The 22208-nt window shown below is 40.8% G+C and carries 19 protein-coding genes; 4 read left to right on the top strand and 15 right to left on the bottom strand.

The features are described 5' to 3' along the window. Positions 1 to 20 precede the first annotated feature (20 nt). The 8 genes from EDC17_RS08965 to gcvP all read right to left on the bottom strand — a co-directional run bounded on the left by EDC17_RS08965 (position 21) and on the right by gcvP (position 11274). Positions 21 to 3308: a S41 family peptidase gene (locus EDC17_RS08965; protein ID WP_132777752.1), complete on the bottom strand. Its 3288-nt coding sequence runs from the start codon at positions 3306 to 3308 to the stop codon at positions 21 to 23. Positions 3309 to 3445: 137 nt separating this feature from the next. Beyond that, positions 3446 to 4180, bottom strand: coding sequence for a zinc ribbon domain-containing protein (locus EDC17_RS08960; RefSeq protein ID WP_132777751.1), 735 nt, complete (start codon positions 4178 to 4180; stop codon positions 3446 to 3448). After that, positions 4180 to 5277, bottom strand: coding sequence for a Nif3-like dinuclear metal center hexameric protein (locus tag EDC17_RS08955; protein ID WP_132777750.1), 1098 nt, complete (start codon positions 5275 to 5277; stop codon positions 4180 to 4182). Before EDC17_RS08955 ends, EDC17_RS08960 begins: the two co-directional genes overlap by 1 nt. A 20-nt stretch (positions 5278 to 5297) precedes the next feature. Beyond that, entirely contained in the window at positions 5298 to 5765 is a 468-nt protein-coding gene (locus EDC17_RS08950; protein ID WP_132777749.1) for a hypothetical protein, read from the bottom strand. After that, a complete protein-coding gene (locus EDC17_RS08945; RefSeq protein ID WP_207895733.1) occupies positions 5765 to 6466 on the bottom strand; it encodes an alpha/beta fold hydrolase in 702 nt (233 codons plus the stop codon). Before EDC17_RS08945 ends, EDC17_RS08950 begins: the two co-directional genes overlap by 1 nt. A gap of 66 nt (positions 6467 to 6532) precedes the next feature. Then, positions 6533 to 7243, bottom strand: coding sequence for an SAM-dependent methyltransferase (locus EDC17_RS08940; RefSeq protein WP_132777747.1), 711 nt, complete (start codon positions 7241 to 7243; stop codon positions 6533 to 6535). Positions 7244 to 7288: 45 nt separating this feature from the next. Next, the gene (locus EDC17_RS08935; RefSeq protein WP_132777746.1) at positions 7289 to 8302 is read right to left on the bottom strand and encodes a PorP/SprF family type IX secretion system membrane protein; all 1014 of its coding nucleotides are present in this window, start codon (positions 8300 to 8302) and stop codon (positions 7289 to 7291) included. Between the two features lie 107 nt (positions 8303 to 8409). Further along, positions 8410 to 11274 carry an aminomethyl-transferring glycine dehydrogenase gene (gene gcvP, locus EDC17_RS08930; protein ID WP_132777745.1) on the bottom strand — a complete coding sequence of 955 codons (2865 nt, stop codon included), beginning with the start codon at positions 11272 to 11274 and terminating at the stop codon, positions 8410 to 8412. Positions 11275 to 11589: 315 nt separating this feature from the next. On the opposite strand from gcvP, the gene EDC17_RS08925 reads away from it, so the two are divergent. Genes EDC17_RS08925 through EDC17_RS08910 form a run of 4 tightly spaced genes read left to right on the top strand, consistent with a single transcriptional unit; the run spans position 11590 to position 14072 of the window. Then, positions 11590 to 12504 carry a dimethylarginine dimethylaminohydrolase family protein gene (locus EDC17_RS08925; protein ID WP_132777744.1) on the top strand — a complete coding sequence of 305 codons (915 nt, stop codon included), beginning with the start codon at positions 11590 to 11592 and terminating at the stop codon, positions 12502 to 12504. Continuing rightward, the gene (gene ctlX, locus EDC17_RS08920) at positions 12505 to 13422 is read left to right on the top strand and encodes a citrulline utilization hydrolase CtlX (RefSeq protein WP_132777743.1); all 918 of its coding nucleotides are present in this window, start codon (positions 12505 to 12507) and stop codon (positions 13420 to 13422) included. It begins immediately after the preceding gene. 21 nt (positions 13423 to 13443) lie between these two features. Continuing rightward, positions 13444 to 13683, top strand: coding sequence for a DUF2809 domain-containing protein (locus EDC17_RS17610; protein WP_165894390.1), 240 nt, complete (start codon positions 13444 to 13446; stop codon positions 13681 to 13683). 50 nt (positions 13684 to 13733) lie between these two features. Further along, entirely contained in the window at positions 13734 to 14072 is a 339-nt protein-coding gene (locus EDC17_RS08910) for a hypothetical protein (RefSeq protein ID WP_132777742.1), read from the top strand. Positions 14073 to 14089: 17 nt separating this feature from the next. On the opposite strand, the gene bshC is transcribed toward EDC17_RS08910, so the two are convergent. The 7 genes from bshC to EDC17_RS08875 form a co-directional block, all read right to left on the bottom strand. Continuing rightward, positions 14090 to 15679 carry a bacillithiol biosynthesis cysteine-adding enzyme BshC gene (gene bshC / locus EDC17_RS08905; RefSeq protein ID WP_132777741.1) on the bottom strand — a complete coding sequence of 530 codons (1590 nt, stop codon included), beginning with the start codon at positions 15677 to 15679 and terminating at the stop codon, positions 14090 to 14092. A gap of 145 nt (positions 15680 to 15824) precedes the next feature. Further along, positions 15825 to 17138 (bottom strand): nicotinamide mononucleotide adenylyltransferase, encoded by a 1314-nt coding sequence (locus tag EDC17_RS08900; protein WP_132777740.1) that lies wholly within the window; start codon positions 17136 to 17138, stop codon positions 15825 to 15827. Positions 17139 to 17199: 61 nt separating this feature from the next. Further along, positions 17200 to 17745, bottom strand: a complete 546-nt coding sequence (locus tag EDC17_RS08895; protein WP_132777739.1) for an NUDIX hydrolase — start codon at positions 17743 to 17745, stop codon at positions 17200 to 17202. 3 nt (positions 17746 to 17748) lie between these two features. After that, complete coding sequence (locus EDC17_RS08890) at positions 17749 to 19488, bottom strand: phospho-sugar mutase (RefSeq protein ID WP_132777738.1); 1740 nt, start codon at positions 19486 to 19488, stop codon at positions 17749 to 17751. 64 nt (positions 19489 to 19552) lie between these two features. Beyond that, positions 19553 to 20197 (bottom strand): hypothetical protein, encoded by a 645-nt coding sequence (locus EDC17_RS08885; RefSeq protein ID WP_132777737.1) that lies wholly within the window; start codon positions 20195 to 20197, stop codon positions 19553 to 19555. 1 nt (position 20198) lies between these two features. Further along, positions 20199 to 21068, bottom strand: coding sequence for an SDR family oxidoreductase (locus tag EDC17_RS08880; RefSeq protein WP_132777736.1), 870 nt, complete (start codon positions 21066 to 21068; stop codon positions 20199 to 20201). A gap of 1 nt (position 21069) precedes the next feature. Then, positions 21070 to 21840, bottom strand: coding sequence for an enoyl-CoA hydratase/isomerase family protein (locus EDC17_RS08875; protein ID WP_132777735.1), 771 nt, complete (start codon positions 21838 to 21840; stop codon positions 21070 to 21072). Between the last annotated feature and the right edge of the window lie 368 nt (positions 21841 to 22208).

Raw genomic sequence — 22208 nt, 5'->3', positions numbered from 1 at the left:
ACAGTCCCTTTTGCATATTGTTAGTTCACACGGATAGGATCCGCGGGTTTTTTTATCTCTTTGTATGGATAGGTTTTCATTTCATCTAAAAGTATCTGCACGGTTTTTTCTAACTGTGGATCGCGACCTTCTAGTAAATCTTTCGGCATTTGCTCCACAAAAACATCGGGAGCCACACCTTCATTCTCAATGATATATTTACCATTCATATCAAAGATTCCGAAATTGGGCGACGTAATGCTACCGCCATCCAACAATGGAGGATAGCCAGAGATACCTACTAAGATTCCCATTGTGGTACGACCCACCAATTTACCTAGACCTTTGTGTCTGAACATATACGGCATCATATCACCTCCTGATCCGGCATTTTCATTAATGATCATCGCCTTAGGGCCGTATATACCATTACCCGGTGTGGTGAAAGGTTTTCCGTCGCGTATGGTCCATCCTGCAATCAGTTCTCTCGACAATAGATCAATAACATAATCAGCAACCGAACCACCGCCATTATTACGCTCATCCAACAATAACGCTTTTTTGTCCATTTGCGAGAAGTAATAACGGTTGAATGAGGTATAGCCTTCCGAACCGGTATTTGGCATATACACGTAGGCGATTTGACCGTTACTTAACTGATCTACTTTCTTGCGGTTAGACTCCATGCGATCCATTTGGCGCAGGGCGATTTCTTGACCGAAGGTTATCGGTTTGACGATGACATCACGCGCTCCAGACAAGGAAGGTTTACTATTTACTTTCAGCAGCACTTGCTTGTCTACACGGTTTTCTAACAACTTGTAAAGATTCACCTCTGGTGTAAGTTTAACCCCATTGACCGCAACAATATATTCTCCTTCTTCGATGTTGACACCTGGCACTGCCAATGGCGCCTTCAACGATGGATTCCAATCTAATGTCGTATAGATTTTATTAATCTTGTACATGCCATCAACGTATTCCAAATCTGCGCCTAAAGTACCTGTACTTACAGATGGACTTGACGGTTGATCACCCGGATAGATATAGGCGTGTCCTACCACCAGTTCTCCCATCATTTCATTCAGCAGGTATCCCAAGTCCGAACGATGGTTTACATAAGGCACAAATTTTTCGTACTTCGCTTTTACAGCTTTCCAGTCTGCACCATGCATATTTTCTACATAGAAAAACTCTTTTTGCATCGCCCATACTTCATTAAAAATTTGTTTCCATTCTAAAGCAGGATTTACTTCTATCTGAATATTATCCAGATTGAGTTTACCGGTATTTGGAGCAGGCTTTTGACCGGCATTGACGATGTAATAATCTCTTCCCGATTGATACAGCATTTTCTTACCATCGGCACTGATACTGAAACGACCTGCATTTTCGATAAGTGTTTTATCTTCCGCCTTTTCTAAGTCGAAAGCACCAATAACACCGCCACGTCTGTAAACCAACATCTTATCGACATTTCCATCCAACGTATAATAGCCGGGTTGTAGCGGTAATGCAATAATTCTACGGTTGATATTGTCAAAATCTACTTCTAGTTTTTTAACATCAGGTTTAGATGCTTCAGTTTTCTTAGAAGCTATTTTACTGTCCTTCTTGTCGGTGCTCGTCGAGTCTTGACCTTTTTCTTCTTTTTTATCCTCTTTAACTGTTTCCTCATCACTTTCATTTTTAAAGATGGAAGGCGTTTTTTTAGAAAGAATGAAAGCGTACACATTGAATGAGGGGTTGCGCTCGTACGCAGACATGTGAAGTCCTGAATTCGTCAATCCTACATTTGTACTTGCCGTGAAGAATAGATACTTACCATCCCTACTGAAGGTAGGCTGGCTGACGTAAGACATTCCGTCGGTGATCTGCTGTGCAACTTTCGTATCCAAATTGTACATAAATACGGCTGTTACCCCATTGGATAGCGTTTTTACATAAGAAATCCATTGCGAATCGAAAGACCAACTCGGCGTAAAGCTATTGCGTGTACGTCCTGTTGTCGAGGCCAAAGCATCCGAATCCACCAATACTACTTTCTTGGTATTGATATCGACATAATAAAGATTCAAGTGTGCATCAGCATAGAAAAGTTTCTTACTATCAGGCGACCAAGTCGGCTCAAAATAGAAGAAATCCTTGCCCAAATCAATAAATGTAGGCTCTTCTAATGCTTTCTGATCGCGTAGCACCAATTGATACTTGCCTCCCGCATCGGAAAGGTAAGAAATCCACTTGCCGTTCGGTGACCACGAAGGATATTTCTCGTGACTAGCCGCTGCATTGGATATATTACGTGCTTCACCTTTTTCACGTGGTACAGAAATGATTTCACCTCTGGATTGGAACAAGGCGCGCTGACCGGTCGGCGAAATGCTGAATTCGCGGATTTCACCACGAATTTGCTCATAGCGTGATCGCTTATAAAGTGGATCCGCTGCAATAGCAATCTTAAGCGTATTTACTTTTTTGCTATTGGTCTCCAGGATATGGATTTTGCCAGCTTGCTCGTAAACCAATTCAGAACCTTTGCCCTGCAAGGTACGTACATCGTAGTCCTTATAGTTGGTCAGCTTTTCGATATTTTTGGTTTTCGTGTCGTAACTAAATACATTGACGATCTTATCTCTGTCCGAAAGGAAATAAACCTTCGAACCTAACCAAACAGGCTTCACATCATTGCATCTATCCCCCGCGATGATTTCTACATTTTTGGTTTGTGTATCAAAAATCCAGATAGACACCATGCCACCGCCACGGTAGCGCTTGAAAGCTACGCGGTCACGCTCTGTAGGGTCTGAATTCTTAATGTATGCCCAATATCTTCCATCCGGTGAAGGCGTCCCTTGATAAGCCTCTGGCATCATCAACGGCATATCCACAGCCTTGTCAACACTGGTCTTATACAATCGGGAGCCCAAAGAATATTGAAATTCCCGCGTAGTAGAAAAATAAAGTTCATTGTTATTTAACCAGCCGCGTACCACATCGGCAGAAGGATGGAAAGTTATTCTTTTAGGCTCTCCGCCATATACCGGAATGGTATAGACATCGTTATTACCGTCATAGTTTCCAGAGAAAGCAATCTGCTTGCCATCGGGCGAAAATAGAGGGTTGATTTCTACACCCGGGTTGGTGGTCAGGCGTTTAGGATTATTTCCATTTTTGTCTGCTATCCATACATCTCCCCCATATACAAAGGTCACATGGGTATCACTGATGCTGGGACTGCGAAGTAAAAGCGTTTCTTCTTGCGCTTTTAATATTGATATGTTAGAAATACATAGACCTATTCCTAGCAACACAGAAAGTTTGTTCAACATACTTAGTTAATATCTGTTAGTTATTTCACCAAATATAATGGATTACAGCTGTATACGAACCGACTATATCTAATATGTTGCAAAAAAAAAGGGTAAAGTTTTACCTTTACCCCCTGTCTGTAATATCTAATATGAGATTAATCCTCTGAAGAGATCTCTTCGTCTACCAAAATACGACCACAGTGTTCACAGATAATCAATTTTTTACGTTGACGGATTTCTGATTGCAATTGAGGTGGTATTTTGTTGTGACAGCCTGAACAGCTATCACGCTCGATAGAAACCACGGCTAATCCGTTGCGATAAGAACCACGAAGCTTGTTGTATACTTTCAACAAACGCTCTTCGTTGTCTTGTGCCGCTGAATCTGCTTTTTTCAACAAAGTCTCCTCCTCGATTTGAGTTTCGGAAGCAATAGTTTCTAACTCTTTTTTCTTTACTTCCAATTCGCCTTTAGCATATTCTAAGTTTCCTTGCGATTTTTCGTAAGCTTCTGTTTTGTTTTTGATTTCAAACTCAGCTTCTTTAATGCGCTTTTCACAAACTTGAATTTCTAAGCCTTGAATCTCGATTTCTTTAGAAATAGCGTCGTACTCACGATTGTTTTTTACTTCGTTCAATTGACCTTCGTATTTTTTGATCGCTGCTTGCGCATCTTTGATCATATTTTTACGTTTTACAATTGAATCTTCTAAATCGTCTAATTCAACTCTGATTTTTTCAAGACGAGTTTCTAACCCAGCGATTTCATCCTCTAAGTCAGCAACTTCGATAGGCAGCTCACCGCGTACTTGGCGAATCTTATCTATTTTAGTGTGGATCGATTGCAACGACCACAATGCCTTTAATTTTTGTTCTACGGTTTGTTCCATTAACTGTAGTATTTTATGGGATTTGTGTCTATTTGTGTCAATAGGACAGCAAAGTTAACAAATTTTTTCCGAATTATATCTATTAATAATTCTTGCGTAAATTGTTCTGATTCATAGTGTCCGATATCCGCAATCACTATGTCATTTTCGGCATCGAAAAACTCATGGTATTTGTAATCTGCTGTAATAAAAATATCTGCACCCGAACGCTTAGCATCTCCCAACAAAAAGCCTCCTGCTCCTCCGCAGACCGCAACACGTTCTATTTTTTTGTTTAACAATCTGGTGTGACGAATAACCTGCAAATTCAGATGTTGCTTCAAATAAGCCAAAAATTGCGAGCCATCTAAAGGCTGATCCAAATTACCAATAATGCCCGATCCTACGTACTGAAATTTATTATCCAAGCCAATGGAATGATATGCCACCTCTTCATAAGGATGAGCGGCCAGCATGGAAACGATTACTTTACGCTCCAGCTGTTGCGGAAATATCACCTCAATTTTTGTTTCTTCGACGCGCTCGTGCGTACCGACCTCACCAATGGCCGGATCGGCGCCCGGCAATGGCCTAAAGGTGCCATATCCCGCAGTATTGTAGCTGCATTGGTCGTAGTCACCTATACTTCCTGCGCCCGCATCAAAAAGCGCTTGACGCACTTCGTCCACATGCGTGCGGGGCACGTAAACGGACAGCTTTTTCAACAATCCCGATTTAGGGCTCAAAATAGCTGTATTCGTAAGATTCAATTTCTCGGCTATTTTCGAGCTTACGCCACCCAAAACATTGTCCAGATTAGTATGAATCGCGTAAAGCGCAATATTGTTTTTTATTGCTTTAATAACCGTACGCTCTACATAGTTCTGGTTATTGAAACGTTTCAATCCTTTGAAAACTATAGGATGATGGGCAATGATGATATCGCAGCCTTTGGCTATGGCCTCATCGACCACTTCTTCCGTACAATCCAGAGAAATTAAGGCTTTATGGACTTCATCATTCAGGTTACCCACGATCAGCCCTGAGTTGTCATAAGACTCTTGATAAGCTAATGGTGCAATAGATTCTAGATAGTCGGTGATTTCTCTAATTTTCATTAATAGTGCTTTTAAATCGATTAAAATGAATTATCCAAACGCGGCGAACTTTCCAATTGCTTCTTATACTCATTAATTTTAGCGATATACAGTATAATAGAAACAATAGTCAACAAGAAAGTGACGAAAAAAATAAAAGCAGGCAAAGGCAGGTTTAATACCAAGAAGCTCCACGCGTAGAAATAGCCGTTCATCTGGGTAGGATTTTCTTCGACTTCCTCTTTTCTGTCGTAAAATTCATTATTCAATGAATCGACTAGTCGGCGCATGAAAATAAAATTCCAATAGATATGAAAAAACGGCAATAACAATAACCAAGATTGCTCTGGTGTAACGCAACGGTTTTCCTTCTTGATGAGCAACAGTGTTTTACGACCTAATATACTCAGGTAGATTAGCAAAAAAAGAAGTAAGATAAATCCACTTAAAAGAATGTATATATAGGGTAATATTTTTTGATATTCGGGACTATTAATTAGTTCTTCCATTATTTTTCTTCAAGTAAAATAGCTACCAATTCTTGCAGTTTATCAATTTGAGGATTATGAGATGCTTCTAACTCCACGATCTTCCAATTTTCATTCTTTGCCTTTTGATAAAACCGATAAAAGTCATCTTTTTCTTTACCGCCACGCAAATTCTCGTACGTAAAAATGTAGGTCTTCGGAATATTTGACAACCGCGCGGCTGAATATGCTAAAGGTTGCACAAATGTAGCCACAGGATGAGGTACATCACGCGGAGTAATGGTCGTGTCTCTCACCCAAGCAGGAACGATTACACCATCATTTACCTTAAAGGAATTAGAAGCTTGTGACTCTTCCATACCCAAACTTTGAATTGCCGATTTATTCTCTTCTGGAATGATTGCATCCAGATATATGACCTTTTTAATCCGATCGGGAAGACTGTCTGCGACGCCTGTAACCACCATTCCGCCGTAGCTATGTCCTACCAAAATCACATCCGTTAGATTCTCAAAGAGAATGGTATTCACGACATCCGTGATATGTGTGGTCAGGTTGACCGACGGATTATACAGATGGTGACGCTCACCTAATCCTGTCAACGTCGGTCTATACACTGTTTGTCCGGCCTCTTGAAGCAATTTGCCTGTGTTTTTAAACTGCCAAGCCCCTCCCCAAGCACCATGAACAATAACATAGGTCGACTGCGCACTTGCTGCCATAGCGCAAAGCATACAACCAATTAAGATAGAAAAATAACGTTTTAGCATATTTAAATTTACAAATACTTAAGCAAACAATAAAAAAATCGCCGGAATCTTATGCAAATCAATGGAGGTCTTCTTCCATTCACCGACGGTCTTGGTAAGAATAATTTCCTCTGCTGATGTCAAATTAGCGGCTACGCACAATCGAGTCGTCGGCTTGGCTAACCGGAGCAGCTCAGCCATAAGCTGATTGTTACGAAATGGTGTCTCAATGAATATTTGAGTGATTTTCTCCCGCAAACTTTGGCTTTCCAGATCTTTTATTTTCTTGGAACGATCGCCTTTGTCAATGGGCAAATAACCATGAAAAGTAAATTTTTGTCCATTAAAACCAGATCCCATCAGCGCCAGCAATATCGAGCTGGGTCCAACCATTGGCACAACTTGTATGCCTCTGCGATGCGCTTCCATCACGATGTCGGATCCCGGGTCAGCCACCGCAGGACAGCCGGCCTCGGACATGAGTCCCAGGTCTTTGCCTTTCAATACATTAGCAAATATCTGCCTATAATCCATTTTGTCCCGAGTGTGCTTGCCATAATCGTGGATGATAAGCTGGCTTTGCGGAATACGTAAACCCGCTGCTTTCAAAAATTTGCGTGCAGTTTTTTCATTTTCCACCACATACTCGTCAATCTTATTGATGATATCATCATGAACCAAAGTGTAAGACAATGGTTCAGCACCTTCAGAAAGTGGTACTGGAATCAAGTAAAGTTTGCCTTTTTGCATATACAAACCTAACAAGAAAAGTTGAATAAGCAGTGTAACGCAGGTCTAAAAGTACTTGGGACTAGCAAATGATCGCGCTGGTTTGCCAAAGGAAATACCCAGCGAAATTTCGTGTGTCCCATTATTCATCCCGGCTATTTTGTTGAGGCTATGCTCAAAAGAGTAGCCAATCCGCAATTGAGAATTGGTGTAGAGCTGGGCTAATAAGCCAATGGATTTATATGAACTGAATTTCGATAAACTATATTCTTCGTAGTCCCGATCAAAGATTTTGGAACGCGAACGAAATGCAGCACCTATCCAAAATTTTTCGTCGAAAATGGTCATAACATTCACATCCACAGCAGTCGGGCCTACCAGATCATCTTTGACCAGCATACTCGGCCGGAATACCAATCCTTCAGCCATAGGAATGGCGCCTCCTAGCATAATATAGGCGTGGGTATTGCGGTAGAGTCCTTCCAATGAATTCTGATTATAGATGAAATCTTCACGACTATCAGCATTTGCAAATAAATCATGAACGGCAAAGCCGAAATAAGCATTTGGATGATAATAGAATATGCCCAAGCGCATATCTGGTCTCCACGTCGTAATTATCCCTTGCGGTATGTAAGGATCTTGCTCATCCACAGACACTAAATCATTGCCATTCAGACTGTATTGCGTGGCCCCTCCTGCAATACCTAGATTTAGTCTTTGTGTATCTTCATCATCCAGCTGTAGGCGCAAAGCATAACTTGCAAAAAATGAAGTCGCTGCTTGTACCCCTATTTTATCATATGTAAAATTAATTCCGGCGCCATGACGCTTATACAGTGGGTCCAAAATACCATCAACAGCCAGATATCCAGCCTTTGGGGCGCCAGAAATGCCTGTCCATTGCGAACGAATACCCACCTGCCCATTCCACGATTCCTTATAACCTACGTAAGCAGGATTAATACTCGAAGCGTTGAATACATGCTGTGCAAATGGAATATACTGCTGCGCACAAATAATGTGGCAACTTAAAATCACAAGTAGACAGATCGTGGCTAGACACCTCCAGAATTGCATGCTATACTTTAGCGGTTAATTGATTAATACTTAAAGATACATTTTATAACTAAAAAGGCCCGTAAAAAAATTGCGGGCCTTTTTAGTTATTCTGTAGTAAAATACTGTTATGCGTACGCTTCGATAGGAGGACAAGAACAGATTAACATTCTGTCCCCTTGAGAATCATTCACACGACCCACTGAAGGCCAGAATTTAGCTTCACGCAAGTAAGGAAGAGGATAGGCCGCTGTTTGACGAGAATAAGGTCTATCCCAGTCGTCTCCCGAAACTACCGCAGCCGTGTGTGGTGCGTTTTTCAATACGTTATTATCTTTTTCAACATCGCCCGCTTCTACCGCTGCTATTTCTTGACGGATAGCAATCAAAGCATCACAGAAACGATCCAACTCTGGTTTAGATTCTGACTCCGTTGGCTCTACCATCAAAGTACCCGCTACCGGGAATGAAACTGTAGGCGCGTGGAAACCGTAGTCCATCAAACGTTTGGCGATATCTGCAACCTCAACACCTACATTTTTGAAGGCGCGACAGTCTAATATCATCTCATGTGCACAACGTCCATTTGCACCTGCATAAAGTACAGGATAATGGTTTTCTAAGCGAGCTTTAATATAGTTTGCATTCAAGATGGCTATTTTTGTAGCGTCTGTAAGGCCATTTGCGCCCATCATAGCGATGTAAGCATGTGAGATCAACAAGATAGAAGCCGAACCAAATGGAGCTGCTGAAACCGCTGTAATTCCTTCTTCACCGGAGATCGCTACGACCTTGTGATTCGGCAAGAATGGCACTAAGTGTGCTGCCACACCAATCGGCCCCATACCTGGACCACCACCACCGTGAGGGATACAGAAAGTTTTATGTAAGTTCAAGTGACATACGTCAGCACCGATAAATCCAGGGCTAGTCAAACCAACCTGTGCATTCATATTCGCACCGTCCATATACACTTGACCACCATTTTCATGGATAATGTTACAGATTTCAATAATAGTCTCTTCGAATACACCGTGCGTAGATGGGTAAGTAACCATAAGCGCATTTAAGTTAGCCGCATGCTCAACAGCCTTAGCTCTTAAATCTTCAACATCGATGTTACCTTTATCATCTGTCTTCACCACAACAACTTTCAATCCAGCCATAGAAGCTGAAGCAGGGTTAGTACCATGCGCCGAAGCAGGGATCAAACAGATATCACGGTGACCTTCACCGCGGCTTTTGTGGTATGCATCGATAACCATCAAACCTGCGTATTCACCTTGTGCTCCAGAATTTGGTTGGAAAGACATTTTGGCAAAGCCCGTAATCTCACACAACCAATCGTTTAATTCGTTAATCAATTGCATATATCCTGAAGTTTGATCCACAGGTGCAAATGGGTGTAAGCCCCCAAAACGAGCCCAAGTCACAGGAACCATTTCAGTCGTTGCATTCAATTTCATGGTACATGAACCCAATGGAATCATCGAGTGGCACAACGACAAATCTTTAGCCTCTAAAGATTTGATGTAACGCAACATCTCGTGCTCTGAATGGTATGAATTGAAGATAGGGTGTGTCAAATAGTCTGACGTACGAACCAATTCTTCAGGAATGGAAGTACCCAATTCGTTCACAAAATCATCTAAATCCACTTCGTCTTGGGATTTGCCTTTGATCTTAGCAAATACTTTAACGATAGTTTTTATATCTTCAAAAGTCGTCGTTTCGTCAATAGAAATACCTACTGTACCTTCGCCGTAGAAGAAATTTAATTCATTATTTAAAGCTTCCGATTTAAGTCCGCTTAACTCGGCGCCTACATGGAAACGTAATGTATCAAAATATGTTTTATTCGCTTGCTCATAACCCAATGCCTGAATAGCTTTATCCGCTAATTTCGTTAGATCATGGATACGGCTAGCAATATTTTTGATGCCTTGAGGGCCATGATACACCGCATAGAATGATGCCATGATCGCCAATAAAGCTTGTGCAGTACAAATGTTGGACGAAGCCTTGTCGCGACGAATATGTTGCTCACGTGTTTGCAATGCCATACGCAATGCATATTCACCATTCGAATCTGTAGTCACACCGATGATACGCCCGGGAATGTTACGTTTGTAAGTATCTTTTGTTGCAAAGAAAGCAGCATGAGGACCACCAAAACCCATTGGTACACCAAATCGCTGTGAGTTACCCACTACGACGTCAGCACCCCACTCGCCTGGAGGCGTCAACAAAGCTAAAGACATCAAGTCTGCGGCTACACAAACGGTGATATTCTTAGCATGTGCTGCTTCGGCTAAGTTTTTATAATCCGAAACCGTACCGTCAGCAGCTGGATATTGCACGAAAACAGCAAAGACATCGTCTGCCAAATTCGCTTCATTCACATCTGCAATGCGCAATTCAACCCCAAATGGAGTCGCACGAGTAAGCAATACATCTAGTGTCTGTGGAAAGATATTAGGAGATACTAAAAATACGTTAGCATTTTTGTTCTTGCGCGCTGAATACAACATGAACATGGCTTCAGCAGCAGCTGTCGCCTCATCTAGTAAAGAAGCATTCGCGATCTCTAAGCCCGTAAAATCCGAAACAACCGTTTGGAAATTTAATAAAGCTTGCAAGCGCCCTTGGGCAATCTCCGCTTGATACGGCGTATATTGTGTATACCATCCTGGATTTTCGAATACATTACGCTGAATTACCCCTGGAAGAACTACATCGTAATACCCCTGACCGATGTAAGATTTGAAAACCTTATTCTTCTCGGCGATTTGCGCTACTTTCTCCAGATATGCAACTTCACTAAGTGCAGTAGGAAGATTCATCGCTTTTCTTCTGATCTGAGCAGGAACTGTCTGTTCGATTAACTCGTCTAAAGAAGCTACACCCAAAAACTTCAACATCTCATCAGTTTGTGCAGCGCTAGGACCATTATGACGATCCTGGAATTTTTCTTGGTAATGTACGTTACTCATTTGCTTTATAATTGCAAGAACACTTATGTATTAACACTTTGACAAACAATTTCTTTCTCCTTAAGAAAGCCAATGTTCGGTTGCGCAAAGATACAGAAATTTGAAGACTTTTTGAACGATTAGACAGTTCCAGAAAATTTTATTGCCATGCAAACGTTTGATTAATTTTATTATTAAAAATCTAGACAACATCAGTTAAAATTCAAAAATATTCACACCCCTACTGACTTCGTAATAAAATTTCCAAAAGTTTCTATTACTCAATTTCTTACCCAACTATTCCGTAAATTTAGGAACAAAAAGATACCCAATTTTATGCTAGAACTTCATGTAAAAAACGAAACCGGAAGATTAAAAACAGTAATTCTAGGTAGGGCAGACAGCAATGGGCCGACTCCTGGTCCCCAAGAAGCGTATGATCCCAAATCTCTAGAACATATAAACGAAGGAACATATCCGCTGGAGCAAGATATGGTCACCGAGATGTCTGCTTTTGAGGCTATTCTAAAAAAACATCAGGTAGAAGTACTGCGTCCACGGCTTATTCCTAATCTGAATCAGATATTCACAAGGGATATTGGCTTTGTAATTGACGACAAATTTATCAAATCCAATATTCTGCCGGATAGGGCCGAAGAGTGGGACGCAATTGATTTTGTCGTGCAACAAATTGATCCAGACCGATTTATTGTGCCTCCCGAAGAAGTACATATTGAAGGAGGAGATGTCATTCTTTGGAATGATTATCTATTTGTCGGCACCTATTACGGTGTGGATTATGCAGATATTAATACCGCGCGAACCAATCGAGCGGGGGTTGAATTCCTTAAGGAATTATTCCCTGAAAAAACCATTATAGACTGTGATCTTATAAAATCTATGAGCAACCCTAGAGAAAATGCACTGCACTTGGACTGTTGTTTTCAACCTATTGGAACCAACAAAGGCATCATTTTTAAAGGTGGATTCCGCAATCCCAGTGATTACCATACACTCCTGGAAATATTTGGTGAAGACAACTTATTTCACATAGACGCCGATGGTATGTACGATATGAATTCCAACGTCTTTTCTATTTCACCCCAAATAGTTGTTTCCGAACAGCGATTTTACACGTTGAATAACTGGCTAGAGGAACAAGGTTTTACGGTAGAGAAAGTGCCGTATTATGAAATCGGGAAGCAAGAAGGATTATTGCGCTGTTCTACATTACCGCTAATACGTGAATAAATGACCCAATCAACAAATTGTATTCTCATGGTGCGCCCGGCGGCTTTCAGAGCCAATGAAGAAACGGCGGTGAACAATTACTTTCAAGACACGGAGTCTGTAGAGAAAAACAGCAACCTATTGGCGCGCGCAGAATTTGACAATACGGTCAATACGCTGGAAACAGCCGGCGTACGTGTGGTGGTAGTAGACGACACCGGCAAATACGATACTCCCGATAGTCTTTTCCCGAACAATGTCATTTCATTTCACCGGGACAAAGCGATTCTGTACCCGATGTTTGCTCCGAACCGACAACGAGAAATTTTTCTCAATCACCTCGGCACATTGGAAAAAGAAGGTATACATTTCAAAACCTTGAAGGACTATACTTTATACGCGGACCAAGAAATATATCTGGAAGGAACGGGCGTACTGGTACTCGATAGAATTCATAAAATAGCCTATTGTTCAATTTCTGAACGGGCGCATGAGTCTTTAGCGCTTCTATTTTGTCAGGACAACGGATATACGCCGATTATCTTTCATGCCACACAAGAAGTTGAGGGCCAGCACTTGCCCATATACCACAGCAATGTGATGATGGCTATGGGAACAGCGTTTTGTGTGATTTGCCTCGATAGCATTAGGGATAGCGACGAAAGAATGCAAGTGAAACAATCTCTTGTTCAGACCTCTAAGACTATTATTCCGATTTCCGAAGATCAGATGCACCATTTTTGCGGTAATATCCTAGAATTGAAAAACAAGGATAACGAGACCTTGATTGCCATGAGTGAACAAGCTTACAGGGCTTTTTCGGAAGCGCAAATTGCCCAATTAGAAACTTTTGGAAAAATTGTATCTGCGCCACTTTATACTATCGAAAAGTTTGGTGGCGGCTCCATGCGCTGTATGATAGCAGAAGTCTTCACCTAGCATGCGTATATTATTTTAAATTTGGAAGTAACAATATTCTTTTGTTCTGCTATAAAATTAAGAACACTTTTCTGTTTTGGTATTGAATGCTTACAATTGGTCGATTGTCCCCTATTAATATCTTGGCGAAATCATGCTATATTAAGCCTAGTCTTCAAACAAGGGTTCTTGTGCTTAGACTTAATGGCTTATTTTGTCGGTAAAATACTAGCTTTTTTAATAGACGGAAAAATTCTTTCATTTATTTTAAAACAGAAATAAACCTATGACCTGATTTATAAGTCAATATTCTATATTTTAACAATTATTTTATGAAATTTTTTACTGCCGCCATCTTACTAATCTCAACACTATTAATTACGAGTTGCGCATTATTAAAAGAAACTGACTTCTCTTCCATCAAAATCGGGATGACGACTGAACAGGTTAAAGAAAGAATTGGAAAACCAGCTCGTGTTGTTGCTGCTAAACGTTATGCAGATGGTATTTTAGAGGTCTATGAATACCCAAGATTAAAAGCCCGACCCGACACGATGCTTAATTGGTTATATTTTATCGATAACAAATTGGAAGAATGGGGGCCAAAAGAGCAATACATTCCTAATGACTACGATAAATATTATAATAAATACAGAAGAGATAGAAGATAGTTTTGAGCTATCTCCTGTTAGTATAAAATAGTAAATTTAAAATCTAAGGGGTTGAAATGTCTAATCAACTCCTTGATTAAATCATCCCCATATTTGACATATAAGGTGGCAAAATTCTCCGAACGCTCTTGCAACCCACCATTGGGAAATAACTTTTCTTTCACGCGCTCAATTAGAATTAAAGCCTCCTCATGATTGCGCTTGTCCGCTTTCAATAATTTTTTTTCGAGATTATCAATCGCCTTTTTTAATCGTGCTTGCACAGCTTCCGTACTTGGCGCTAAGCTGGCGTCTATTTTATGAGCGCGTAGTTTTATTTTCCCAAAAATGGCATTGAACTCCATCCATTCATCCCGAAGATTTAAGCGATGCGTGGTATGTCGCCGTACATATTCGTTTTGTAGCACTGTAGTAGATTTAAATATGGACTTGAAGGTGAGGTCTAATCTATAAATCTTACGGGCCACAGCATCATCCGTTATCATAGCTGAATTCCGAGGAATAAGGATAGGAAAAGGCACAGCGTATTGATCAAAATTAGCCTTAAATTGCAGCCAATACACAATCTCTGCACCACCACCGATATAGGCTAAATTTGGAAGAATGACTTCTTGATACAGCGGACGCATGACAACATTCGGGCTGAATCGCTCTGGGTGGTTTTCTATTTCTTCCCACAGCTCCTCTTCCGTGAAAAACAAATCTTGGTGTAACACCTCATACCGACCATCAGCTGTCTTCTCTATTCGCTCACGGTATTGCTCCGTCAGATAAAAGAAATTACATTCTCGGGCATGTACTTGTGTGGCAAAACCTTTTTCTTCTAGTTCTTTCGTTGTTTGGGAAATAGCAGCAAAACTCTTCTCTTCCAATATATCTTCTCGGATAATCGGAGCAAATACCTCCTTCAATTCTTTTTGATCTGCATCAAGAATTACAAGGCCATACTCTTTAAATAATGCATTCACCAAATACCTTGTGGCATCGGCTAAGTTTCGTCCTTGTAAGTAGGCCTCTTCGACAATGCTTGCCAGCTGAGAAGAATTATCAGACAGACCAAGCATACCTATATACTGCCGCACCACAGCCTCCATCGTACTGGTATCCATTTTTCCGGTACCCGAAATGCCTGGGACATCCCACACGATTTTCTTTCCGTAAACCCGGGTGTTATTTATTTCCGCGAAATCGTGGTCTTCGGAGGCCATCCAATAAACAGGCACAAAATCTTTGTCCGGAAACTGCGCCTTCAAATCTCTGGCTAGGCGGATCGCACAAGCAATCTTAAAAATAAAGTATAACGGACCTGTGAATATATTGAGCTGATGACCTGTGGTGATCGTGAAAGTATTGGGCTGTAGCAAAAGATCAATATTGGAAGCTACAGCAGGAGCATCATGTATAAGGTCTTTATATTGATTTTTTAAGGAATCCACTAACGTCTGGCGATGTTCAAATGTGGATTTTATCTCTATTTGCTTTTCAAAACCATCATAGGTAGGGGCATTGCCATAGAAAGGTTTTAAATCTTCCTTAGCCGCGAGGTATGCTAATAATGTTTTTGAAAAACTGTTCGTATCCTTATAATCAATATAGGTTGCTTTCATACAAAAGAATTATTTCACGACAAATGTATAGTAAATGAATATACAATGTACGGAAAATAGAAAAAAGGTCATTAGTCAAAAGGAATTATAGCGATGATTTGACAAAAAACCTCGCAAATCCTGTGGACTGTCGGGGGTTTCTTTACTATAATGTTTTTACATATTTCTCATCGTAATTCTCTATATCGACGATATAGTGATTCTGGATTAAGAAATCATATAATGGTTTAGCTTCTTCAGAAACTTTCAAATTTTTGGTGGTAATAATTTGATTGTCTTTCTTATTGAGATACGGATAAGCATACAGTTTTACATTCTTACTAAACATTCCCGAAATATAAGAAAGTAGCTCGTTGGTATAATTTTCTTTGTTGTAATTATCCGAATTGAATATGTTACGCAAGTTGGACACGTTTGTCGCAATACCCACATTACGTGGCTTGAAATTTTTAAAGAATTCTGCCAAGTGATTGTTACGACGGAAATTGGACACCAGAATATTGTTTCCTGTAGCGCATAGCTCTTCCGCGCGGTCTGCAAAATAGGTCAAGTCTTCAATTGTCAAATCCGACTCTTCGTCCAAAACATTACCCATCAATACCTCGATCAATACCGCTGTATTCTCGGGTTTAGAATTGGTGTTTTTACGAAATTGTTCTACTGCTTGGTTGAACAAATCAAAGTTGGGTAAGGATTTCTGGCGATACTTGGTGCGCAATACCACAATATCCTTCTTGTATAGGAAGTCCTTGATCTGCGCGGCACGTCCATCGGGACGGAATAAGGCAGCTTTTGAGAAGCCTTTTGCTATAAGATACAGGTTGACAAGGCGTTCATTTACATTTTTAAATACAGGGCCATCCAATTTTATCAAATCAATTTCTACAGCACCAATCGATAGATTATCCACCAACGATTCGATCATTTCCTGTGGATCATGCGCATAGTAATAAGCCGCAAAAACCAAATTTACGCCCAAAATACCTAAAACTTTGGACTGCAATCTATTATCCGAATCCAACAAACGAACGTGCATAATGATATCATTGGTCGGCCCATCTACTTCCGATTGGAAGCGTATTCCGAGCCAGCCGTGAGGTTCGTTTGTTTTGGTAAAATTGAGTGTAGTTACTGTATCAGCAAAGGCGAAAAACCTTTTATTCTCGTATTTTTGGGTGTGTAATCTTTCAGTAAGAAGAGAGAACTCATGCGCTAACATTTTGCGCAATCGAGTACGGCTTACATATCTTCCGGACTCTTCGGCGCCATAAATAGCATCCGAAAAGGCCATATCATATGCGGATATAGTTTTTGCAATTGTTCCTGAAGCGGCTCCTGCTTCGAAAAAATTGCGTGCGACTTCCTGTCCAGCTCCAATCTCAGCAAATGTACCATAGATCGCTGGATCAAGATTTATTTTCAAAGCTTTTCGCTTCGTCTCGAATATCTCTCTTGCCATGCTGCAAAGGTACAAAAATGCGCTTAATTATAGATTCGCCTTCCTGCAATAAAAAATGGGCTTACGAAAGTAAACCCATTTTTTGAAATGTATAAAAGAGCGCGGCGGAATGCAGTGACTGCCCGATTTTGTTGTCAAACAGAAAACGCTTAGCCTCTTCAATGGTCATTTCGACGACTTCGATGTCTTCAGAATGATCAAGTTCCTGCTCCTGTACTTTTCTACCACCCTCTAGCAGATAGGTATAAGTCAGATTGCCACTAGTCGCGGGATTGGCATACAGTTCGCAAATATAGGTTATGGAATCAAAGGCATATCCCGTTTCCTCCAGTAGCTCCCTTCGCGCGGCGTTCTCCAGTTCTTCCCCATCCTCAACGACTCCTGCAGGAAGTTCCACCATTATCTGGTTAGCCCCATGGCGGTATTGACGCACAAAAAGAACTTTTTTCTCAGCGGTAATAGCAACCATATTCACCCAGGTTGGATATTCTAAGACGTAATACTCGTCTTTAATATTTCCGTTAGGCAATTCAAGTTTGTCTACTCGTAATGTCGCCCAAGGGCGCTGAATGATGTATTTTGAATCTAAAAGTTTCCACTTCTGCATACTCTAGTTCTTCACAATGTCCGCCATAATATTTTCTACCTTTTGCTCCAATTTCGCTTGAATAGCTTCATACTGACTCTTGTCCATTAAAGATTCCTTTACGGAGCAGTAGAATTTTATTTTGGGCTCAGTACCGGATGGTCGTGCAGATATTACATCCCCATCTACTGTTACAAATTGCAAAACGTCTGACTTGGGAAGGTCGATAGCTGTTGTCTCACCGGAAATTAGGTTGTTTGACACTTGATTTTCGTAATCACGAATTTCTTTTACCGCTATTCCCCCTAATGTCTTAGGAGCATTCTTACGTAGATCGACCATCATTTGCTTGATTTCATCCGCTCCAGCTTTTCCTTTTTTAGTCAGAGAAATGAGTTTTTCTTTATAAAAACCATATTTCACGTACAATTCTGTTAATACTTGAAATACTGTTTTGCCTTGACTCTTGAAATATGCTGTCATTTCAGCGATAAAGGCACATGAGTTAACGGCGTCTTTATCACGAACCAACTCACCCACCAAATAGCCGTAGCTTTCCTCACCACCGACCAAGTAAGTGCCTTTTCCTTGCTCCTTAGTTATGAGTTCGCCAATATATTTGAATCCTGTAAGTGTCTCATAGGTCTGCACGCCCAAATCATCACCGATATCGGCAATTAGATTGGTCGTCACGATGGTTTTGACGATATAATCATTTTCTTTGAGCTCTCCTTTGTCCTTTTTAGAGCTAAGCACATAGTAAGCCAGCAGACTACCTATTTGATTACCATTAATCAACTGGTATTCCCCTTTATCATTCGGGATGGCTACGCCCACGCGATCTGCATCCGGGTCGGTTGCCATTATTACATCAGCTTTTAGCTCTTGACCAAATTTCATGGCCATAGACATCGCATCCTCTTCTTCTGGATTTGGATATACCACGGTAGGGAAATTTCCATCGGGTTTGGCTTGTTCTTTAACCACGCTAACATGAGTAAATCCCCAAGCTTCCAACATTTTTGGAACTAGGGTAATGCCCGTGCCGTGAATTGGCGAAAAAACGATCTTCAAATCCTTTTGAGCTTCTACAGCCTCCGGATGTATACTTAATCTTTGGTTGGCTTGAATATAGATTTCATCCAATTCCTCTCCGACTAAGGTAATGTTTGCCTCTACGCGGTCAAATTTAATTTCATCCACCGATTGGATGGCATTTACCTCGGTGATGACATTTTTATCATGCGGCTCCACAAGCTGCCCTCCATCATTCCAATAGGCCTTATAGCCATTATATTCTTTCGGATTATGTGAGGCAGTAAGCATAACACCGCTTTGGCAATCAAAATGCCTTACGGCAAATGATAGCACTGGCGTAGGACGTAATTCTTTAAATAAAAAGACATGAATACCATTTGCAGAAAACACATCCGCCACCAAATGACCAAAAGATTGTGAATTATTACGGCTGTCGTACGAAACCGCTACTTTGATAAGCTGATTTGGAAACTGTTTTTTCAGGTAATTGGCCAAACCCTGAGTAGCTTTACCAATAGTATATTTGTTCATACGATTGGATCCGACACCCATGATGCCACGCAAGCCTCCTGTTCCAAACTCTAACTCTTTATAGAATGAATCCAATAATTCTGTTTCTTCCTTATTGTCTACAAGTTTTTGTACCTGCGACACGGTATCCTTATCGTATTCACTGGATAACCAGCTGTCAATACGCGCTTGTGTATCCTTATCTAATAAACTCATATTTATTTTCTTTATTATTAAAAAGTAATAACAATTTCTTAAAAACCAAAACAGTTCTTCTTATTTATGCATCACAACCTCCATAGGCTCTATCTAAGGTCGTTACATACCAAGATCCCTGATATTTTCGTACATGAAAGATTAGCGGATCCACAGCATTTCCGGTTACAATCACGCGATAACTTTCTTTTTCGCTTTTTTCTAATTCCTCGAGCTCTTCATCTGAATACTCCGATTCGTTAAATTGTTCTTCGAAAGCGGCGATATTGGATAATTGATTGGGATGAGCTGTCGTATCACAGAAAAACCCTTGTTTGTCCCACTTTTCCGTTCCGCAATCGAAGACAGGAAGAGATTCAAATGTCAATGCATGTTCTGTCGAAAAATCTCCATAAGCGTACACTTCGGGTACCGATCTCGCAAAATCCAAGCTATCCACGTGTACAAAATTGTCTGCTGCGCCAGGCCTAAAGATGATATAAATGCCCAATGAAGGATGGATCAAAGCGTTTGCTTTAGAGTTGTCCTTGCTGGCGTATGCGCGCACAAATCGCGTTATCACCTCTGCGAGTTGATTCTTTTCCTCTATTGTTGTCGGAGACACGACTACTATAGAATCCTGCTGATCCGTCTGGGTAGTCTTACTTTTCTGATTACAACTTATCACCATAAGGATTAACACGATTAATCCTAACCAGTTTTTATTCATATTATTTATTATTATCACGAATAGTTTTCTCTATAGCGTCCCACATTTCGGGAGATATTGCCTCCATACCGTTCATTTGTCCGGCTCCCTGTAGCCACTCACCGCCATCAATAGTAATGATCTCGCCATTGATATAAGCCGCGAAATCTGAGACTAAGAAGGCCGCCAAATTTGCCAATTCTTGGTGTTCGCCCACACGTTTAAGAGGTACACGATTCTTAAAGTTAAATTTTTCAGCCAATTCACCTGGAAGCAGCCTATCCCATGCACCTTTGGTGGGGAATGGACCAGGTGCAATGGCATTACTACGTATTCCATATTTACCCCATTCTGCCGCCAATGATCGCGTCATCGTCAACACTCCTCCTTTCGCAACGGCCGAAGGTACGACATATCCCGAACCTGTAAAAGCATAGGTTGTAATAATATTCAAAATATTCGCGTGTTGCTTGCGTTCAATCCACTTTTTGCCAAATGTCAGCGTACAATTCGCGGTTCCTTTTAGTACAATGTCGATTATTGTAGAGAATGCATTAGCTGACAATCTCTCGGTCGGCGATATAAAGTTGCCCGCGGCATTGTTTACCAATACGTCAACCGAGCCGAAATTGTCCTCGGCTTCTTTGTACATTTTTTCTACATCTTCTATATTGCGTACGTCGCAAGCTACCGCCAACACCCTATTATTCGTTTTGGACTCAATTTCGTTAGCCGTGACTGATAAAACATCAAGTTTGCGACTCGTAATGACAATATTGGCTCCCAATTCTGAAAAATACGTTGCCATTGCCTTACCTAGACCCGTACCACCACCTGTTACTACGATTGTTTTACCTTTGAGTGCATTGTCTTTTAGTGCTCCTTGTACCATATTAATCAGCTCCTTTTTGTGTTAAGTTATCAATTATTGTCTTCATAATCGACCGTGTGCTAGGATGCCACCATTGATCTAACACTTGATTGATAACTTCTGTTTGATCGACAGAAAATTCTGCTATTAATTCTTTTCGAAAATTAAGCTTTGAGGATCTCCAAGTATTTTTTTCGTATTGCGTAAACGCTTTTATTTTCTTTAATGCAGTATGTTGGATTCGGTTAAATGGAACGACCTCGTCGATTAGCCCTAACGCTAATGCCTCCGTAGGTTTAAAGAGTTTACCCTCTAACAAACTGCGATAGGCATTACCTTGACCAATCCAGAACCCATACAATTGAAAGATATTACGAGGCACAATAATACCAACAGGGACTTCATTCAATCCGATGATAAATTCGCCTTCCGCCATGATCCTGTAGTCACAACAAAGCGCGAGAACACAACCACCAGCGGGACTATGACCCGTGATAGCCGACACCGCCGGTTTTGGAAAAGCGATTAGTTTCTTGATAAGGAGAATGAATAATTTCCAAAATTCTTGAATCTGGGATTCATCATAGCTATATAATGTGATTAAATCCAGCCCCGAAGTAAAGAAATGTTCTTTTCCAGTTAGGATTAGTCCTTCCACAGCTGGGTCTGACGCCGCATAATCAATAGCCTCAATGAGTTCTTGGATCATCTCCATATGCATAGCATTAGATTTGCCTCGATCCAACATGATATGATAGATGTGATCCTCGGTATTTGCTTTTATGAAGTTCATAAATTTATAATTTAATAACAAAATAAGGATTTTTTTGATAGGAATCACGGGTCAGCAGAATATTATTATGTATGCATAGCATTTTGATGGATGAATTATTGTTTGGCGTGCGTACAGATGAGAAGGGTATTTCCTAGCGTAAACTAACAACACATTAGAGCTACCATTAATCAATATATATTAAGCAAGCTGAATCCGCAGGAGCGGGACTTGGTGCTGGTCAAGAGGTAATAGTTTTGCGCTGTGAAAGGAGAACTTGATTATCGAGCATAAAAAAAGCCTTAGTACGATTGTACTAAGGCTTAGTTTTAATAAAAGAAGGCACCGACCTACTCTCCCACCTGTTACGGCAATACCATCGGCTCGGG

This window comes from Sphingobacterium alimentarium (assembly GCF_004342685.1).
Classification (GTDB): domain Bacteria; phylum Bacteroidota; class Bacteroidia; order Sphingobacteriales; family Sphingobacteriaceae; genus Sphingobacterium; species Sphingobacterium alimentarium.
Note: the sequence above shows the minus strand (reverse complement) of the source record. Positions and strands in the feature narration are given on the sequence as shown.